This window comes from Deltaproteobacteria bacterium (genome assembly GCA_016875225.1).
Lineage (GTDB): Bacteria > Myxococcota_A > UBA9160 > SZUA-336 > SZUA-336 > VGRW01.
Genome location: VGRW01000180.1, coordinates 1 through 1,645, shown reverse-complemented (window position 1 = coordinate 1,645; position 1,645 = coordinate 1). Strand labels below are relative to the sequence as shown.

1 protein-coding gene is annotated in these 1,645 nt (G+C 69.7%); it reads left to right on the top strand.

What is annotated here, in order from left to right; translation table 11 throughout:
- Positions 1 to 333: 333 nt before the first annotated feature.
- Positions 334 to 1,581, top strand: a complete 1,248-nt coding sequence (locus FJ108_18585; GenBank protein ID MBM4337901.1) for an ATP-binding protein — start codon at positions 334 to 336, stop codon at positions 1,579 to 1,581.
- Positions 1,582 to 1,645 lie beyond the last annotated feature (64 nt).

Below are 1,645 nucleotides of genomic sequence, written 5' to 3'. Positions count from 1 at the left end.
AAAAGGGGGTTTCAGGAAAGCCCGGCGGCCGTGCGCGCGGCCTCGAGCACATGCGCACACTGCTGATCGCGGCCATGCAGGAGCCCGCGACCAGCGACCCCGATCGGACGCGCCTAGACCTGATGATCGAGCGCATGGCGCAGCGGCTCGAGAGCGCCGACGCCCAGGCGATCGAGTTCATCGGCAAGCGCGTGTGGCCTGCGCCGATGCAAGTCGAGGTTTCCGGTGACATCACGGTTACTCGAGACGACGCCGACCTCGCCGACCTGGTCGAGCAGGCGCTCGCTGGCCGCGCAGTTCGGCGAGCTCACGCCAACGGAACGAGCGGATCTGATACGCCGAGCGAGCCCGGCAGCGAGGTCCAGCATTGAAGAGCTCGTCTGGATTCTTCGCGCGCGTCCTGAGCAGCTTCCGCCCGATGATCCGTGGTCGGTCTGGGTCTGCCTTGCCGGCCGCGGCTGGGGCAAGACGCGCGTTGGGTCAGAGTTCGTCTCGGCCGAAGCCCGCGCAGGCCGAGCTCGGAGAATCGCATTGATCGAGCGCACGCCGAGCGATGCGCGCGAGACGATGATCGACGGCGACTCCGGTCTGCTCCACGTGGGTCCGGTCGGGAACCGCCCGAGATGGGAACCGGCGCGCGGTCGCCTCGTCTGGCCGAACGGTGCCATCGCGCGCGTGTTCACGGCGGCAGAGCCCGACAAGGTCCGCGGCTTCCAGAGTGATCTGCTTTGGTGCGAGGAGCTGGCGAGCTGGGCGGCGCCCGAGACCTACGAGATCGCGCGGTTCGGCCTGCGGCTCGGCTACGCGAAGGCGCTCGTCACCACCACGCCGAAGCCGATAGACCAGTTGAAGAAGATCCTGCGCCAGCCGGGCGTGGCGATCACGAAGGGCCGCACGCTCGATAACATCGGCAACCTCTCGCCTGCGATTCGGCTGCTCGTCGAGCAGTACGCCGGGACTCGGCTCGGCCGGCAGGAGCTCGAGGCCGAGCTGCTGGAAGACGTCGAGGGCGCGCTCTGGAAACGGGACTGGATCGACGCGCGGCGCGTCTCTGCCGCGCCGGAGCTCGCACGCGTGGTCGTCGCGATCGACCCGGCCGTGACCTCCGAAGAGGGCAGCGACGAGACCGGGATCATCGCGCTCGGCCGCGGCGTCGACCGGCGCGGCTACGTTCTGGGCGACCGCTCGGGGCGCTACTCGCCAGACGGCTGGGCTCGGCGTGCCGTCGCGCTGCTCGAGGAGCTCGAGGCCGACTACATCGTCGCCGAGGCGAATAACGGCGGCGAGATGGTGAAGCACACGCTCCACGTCGTCGACCGATCGGTGCGCGTGAAGCTCGTCCACGCCTCGCGCGGGAAGCTGACCCGCGCCGAGCCGTGCGCTGCCGCCTACGAGCGCGGCACCGTCTCGCACGTCGGCTCGTTCCCGGCGCTCGAAGATCAGCTCTGCGAATGGGAGCCTGGCAGCGGGCGCTCGCCCGACCGGCTCGACGCGCTCGTGTGGGCGTGGTCCGAGCTCTTCCCGCGGGTCGGCTTCGCGATGGCCGACGCGCTCGCAGCGATGGAGGGCGCAAGGCATTGAACATCTGGGAGCACACGTCCCTCGTGCTCGGCTTCGATCCGCCGCGCCCGCAGCGTCGACCTAT